Source organism: Arthrobacter sp. AG258, assembly GCF_004364695.1.
Classification (GTDB): domain Bacteria; phylum Actinomycetota; class Actinomycetes; order Actinomycetales; family Micrococcaceae; genus Arthrobacter.
The window spans coordinates 1-4471 of sequence record NZ_SOBI01000020.1 but is presented as its reverse complement, the minus strand read 5'-3'; the positions used below and the strand labels follow the sequence as shown (position 1 = coordinate 4471).

General features: G+C 67.1%; 2 protein-coding genes and 1 rRNA gene. All 3 read right to left on the bottom strand.

The annotated features are described in order from the left end of the window. Positions 1–169: 169 nt before the first annotated feature. Complete coding sequence (locus DFO47_RS21000) at positions 170–3202, bottom strand: glycoside hydrolase family 2 TIM barrel-domain containing protein (protein WP_133832930.1); 3033 nt, start codon at positions 3200–3202, stop codon at positions 170–172. 96 nt (positions 3203–3298) lie between these two features. Beyond that, a complete protein-coding gene (locus tag DFO47_RS20995; protein WP_018763981.1) occupies positions 3299–4306 on the bottom strand; it encodes a LacI family DNA-binding transcriptional regulator in 1008 nt (335 codons plus the stop codon). 76 nt (positions 4307–4382) lie between these two features. Beyond that, positions 4383–4471: ribosomal RNA gene (gene rrf / locus DFO47_RS20990) — 5S ribosomal RNA — on the bottom strand; the annotation flags it as partial.

Sequence of the window (4471 nt, the reverse complement as noted above, 5' to 3'; positions counted from 1 at the left end):
CAGAAAACAATACACGCCCACCAACCCCACCGCAAATCCAGGAACAGGGGGCTCCGCACACTGCCGGAAACCGCGAATTTCCGCGGTTTCCGGCAATGCTGACCGTGCCCTCTCAGTGCCTTCGAGGGTTTGGAGCCGATGTCGGGTGGCTCACATTCCCGGAGTGGCCTCAGCCGTGGACTTGGAGGAGGACCTCAAACTCAGCTTCGCGGGGCTTCAGCCGGTAGGGCTCCAGGACGCCGGGACCACAGGCCGCGGTGCCAACGCCCCGCCGGGCGTGATCAACGTAAACGTAGCTGCGTCCGTCCGGAATGAGGTTGGGACGATGCGTCGCTGCTGCGAGGACGTCCATGCCGTAGGGCCTGACGGTCAGCGCAAAGGGCTCTCCGGAGAGTTGCAGCTGCTTGCCGCCGGTTTCAAGAACCGCCTGCCGTACGGAGCCGCGTGCCCCGGACTCCTGCGGCCGGACATAATCAACATCCCAGCCGGCGAGCGGCAACTCGAACCACCCCACCCGCGCTCCCTGGCCGGTGTCGGGGTAACTCTGGTGCGGTCCCTGCCCGAACCAGTTCACCGTGGTTGTCTCGGCCGCCAGGACCAGTTCCAGCCCGATTCGCGCCCATTCGATGTCGAAGCCGGCGTTGACCCAGTCCCCTGCCGGCTTAACGCGGGTGCGCAGTGCCAGTGCTCCGGAGTTGCTGGTCCACAGGTAATCAACCAGCACTCCGTACTGCTTGTCCGCAATGCCAACGCGGGTGCTGACACGGAGTTGTTCCCCGCCCCCTGCCGCGGGTTCTGCCGTAATGCCCAACAGGCGTGTGTGGAGGCGGTCCAGACCTGCGTCCTTCCACTGGGTGGCAAGCGGCCGCTCGTCGGTGCTCCCCCATTCCCGGCCCAGGTCGTTGTCAGTGGGTGCCCACCACAGGACCAGCCCCAGTTTGTCGACGGGAAGGCCGCCGATGGACGTGGGCATGCCGGTGGCCCGGCTGAACCGGGCGTTGCCAAGTTTCAGCTCGTCGTCCATGACCTCGACTCCGTCCGCGGCGATCAGCCGGGGATCCTGGGTCCCAAAACGGGCCGCCTGGCCCCAGGCGACCTCGTGGCCGGCCCCTGCCCAGGCCGTATCGGAAGCAAGCACCGCGCTCACCGTCAGCACGGCAGACTGGCTGGATGCCGGCGCGGCAGCATACCGGGCAATCTCCGTCGGCAGCTCGACGACGGCCTCGGACTGGGGCGCTATCGGCGCAACGGCCACGGACCCCTCCACCTGGGTGTCGCCGTCGGCCACAACTGTGTACCGGAAGCTGAAGGCGGACGTGTCCGCAAAGTCCTGGCCGTTCCGCACGGTGAAGCGGGCCCAATCCTGCCCGACCTCTATGCGCAGCGGCTCGATGACCTTCTTGAAGTCCAGCAGCCCGGGGCGGGGCTTGCGGTTGGCGTCAACCAAGCCGTCAGTGACGAAGTTTCCATCGTGGATCTCTTCGCCAAAATCCCCGCCGTAGGCGAAGTGTTCGCTGCCATCCGCGTCCCTCACGGTGATGCCGTGCTCCAGCCACTCCCACACGAAGCCGCCCATCAGCCGTGGGTATTTGTCGAACAGTTCCTGGTATTCGCTCATGCCACCGGGCCCGTTGCCCATGGCGTGGACGTATTCGCAGAGGACGAACGGCATGGCGCGGCGCCTGGCGTCCAGTTCGGCGTTCTCGAGGGGCGGTTCGATTCCTTGGCCGATCAGCGCCGTCTCGGCCTGGCTGGCGTACATCCGGGAGTAGACGTCAACGTCGGGCGAAGACCAGTCGCCTTCGTAGTGGATGGGGCGCGACGGGTCGCGGTCCTTGGCCCAGCGCGACATGGCGGCAAGGTTCCGGCCCGTGCCAGCCTCGTTGCCGAGCGACCACATGATGACTGACGGATGGTTCTTGTCGCGTTCCACGGTCCGCTCCATCCGGTCCACCAGGGCTTCCTCCCACTGCGGATCGTCGCTGGGGTTCTGCGCCCATCCGGCCCCCACGAATCCATGCGTCTCGAGGTCGCATTCGAGGACCACATAGAACCCGAGCTGGCCTGCCAGGGCGAGGAATTCCGGATGCGGCGGGTAATGCGAGGTGCGGATCGCGTTGATGTTGTGTTGCTTCATCAACCGCAGTTCCGCCTCCACCACATCCCGCGGCACCACGCGGCCCAGCCCGGGATGGTGTTCATGGCGGTTTACGCCGCGAAGCAGGATGCGCCGGCCGTTGACTTTGAACTGGGCGTCTTCGATGGTGATGCTTCGGAATCCCACCTGCACGGATGCTGTCTCACCGGGGGTGCTGACGGTGGCGTCATACAGGCGCGGCTGCTCCGCCGACCACGGCTCCACGCCCGGGACAGTATGTTGGGCCCCGGCGGGGAGTTCCAGACCGAGTTCAGGGATGCGGACGACGGCGTCAATCGCCTTGCCGGCCCGGGTCACCTCGACCCTCAGCGTGCCGTTACCCGTCGCGTGGTCGTAGTCCGCGTGGACGAACAGATCGTCGAGGCCGTCAGCGGGCCGCGCCTGGAGGGTCACGTCCCGGAAGATCCCCGGAAGCCACCACATGTCCTGGTCCTCCACGTAGCTCGCGGCGGAGAACTGGGCCACCCGCACCGCCAGGGTGTTGGCGCCTTCCACCAGGATGCCGGACACGTCGAATTCGTGGGCCAGCCTGCTGCCGCGGGTGGTTCCGAGTTCAACACCGTTCAGCCATACCGTCCCGGCGTTGTCGATGCCGTCGAACCGCAACAGCGCGTGCGGGAAGAACTCCGGGCCCGCCTGGAAGGTCACCAGGTGGTCACCGATGGGGTTGGCTTCCTGGACGAACGGCGGTTCCACGGCGAAGGGGAACTGGACATTGGTGTAGGCCGGGGATCCGTGGCCGTGCATGCTCCAGCTGGAAGGGACAGGCAGCGGGACGAAACCGGCCAGGTGCGTGCCGTGCTGCCACCCGTCGTGGGGCGCAGTCCGGATTCCAGGGCTCAGCCTGAACTGCCAGTCACCGTTGAGGGACAGCCTGGGCGCGTCAGTTGCCAGGTAGGAGCGCGCGGGCAGGCTTCCGCGTCCCGGTGCCAGCGAGGCCAACTCCCGGACCTCTTCCTGGCCAAGCTCCAGGTTGGGGGTGGAGTGTGTGGCGCCGCGGGGGTCCTGGCCGCCATCAGTGGCGGCGGGGGTGTGGAGTGCCATGGTCTTCCTTGCTGCAGGTGTGGTTGACGGGGTTGCGTGAACGTTCACGCGGATGCGGTTAAAGCCTATCCGCTGCGCGCGCCTTTGAGTAGGGGCCTAGGCGGACTGGCGGAGGACCAGCTCGTGCCGAAGGATCAGATGGGCCTCGGTCCCGCCTTCCGCGAGCGAGCCCGAGAGGAGTCCTTCGAGGAGGCCGACGGCGGCACGTCCGACGGCTCGCAGGTCCAGTGCGAGGGTGGTCAGCTCAGGGGTGAGCAGTTCTCCGAGCGGTATCCCGTCCATTCCGATGACTGCGCAGTCGCCCGGCACGGCGTTGCCGGAGGCCTGCAAGGCTTTAAGCGCACCGGCGGCCATGAGGTCGTTGAAGGCAAGGATCCCGTCAACGGGTTCTGCTCGGCCCGCCAGGAGGGCCACGGCCGCCTTGGCGGCGGCCGCGGAGGGCTCGGCCTGGAAGCGGGTGAGCTGCATTCCCGCTTCCTCGGCGACGGCTGCTGCTGCCGCGCTCCGACTGCCGGCAGGCGCTCCCTGGTTCGAGTCCAGGAAGGCGACGTTCGTGCAACCCCTGCCGGCAAGGTGCGCAAGTGCCAGCCTCGCGGCGTGGTGGTAGTCGAACGAGATGCGGCCGGCGGTTCCCGCGTCCGGTGAGTCCAGGGCGACGACGGGCCGGCGGCCCATCAGCGCCTGCGCCTCGTCCGCGTGTGGCGCGAGGTAGCCAATAAGCGCGTCCACCTGGGGTGCGAGCCTGGCAGCGGCGTCGGCCGCGCTGCCGGTTCCGTGCCCGTAGTCATCAACCACGACGTTCCAGCCGCGCCCGGTGGCTGCCTCCACCACGCTGGACGCAAAGGCGGGGAAATATGGGTTGGTCAGGTCCGGGATGGCGAGGCCAATGGATACCTTCGCCCCCTGGACCAACCCCTTGGCGAAGCGGCTGGGGCTGTAGCCCAGCTCCGAAGCGATCCTTTGGACGCGTTCACGGGTCTCGGGGCTGATCCCGGCCATGTCGTTCATGGCACGGGTTACGGTTTGCCGGGAGACGCCGGAGGCAGCGGCAACATCGAGGATGGTGGCCCGCTTGCCCTTGGGGCCCGTGCTTCGGGGAGTCATAGACGGTAAGTCTAGGTGGTGTTTTTAAATGTGGGAGGCCCCAACCGTTTGGTTGGGGCCTCGACCAGTGGTGTGTGTCCGGCGGTGTCCTACTCTCCCACACCCTCCCGGGTGCAGTACCATCGGCGCTGTGGGTCTTAGCTTCCGGGTTCGGAATGGGACCGG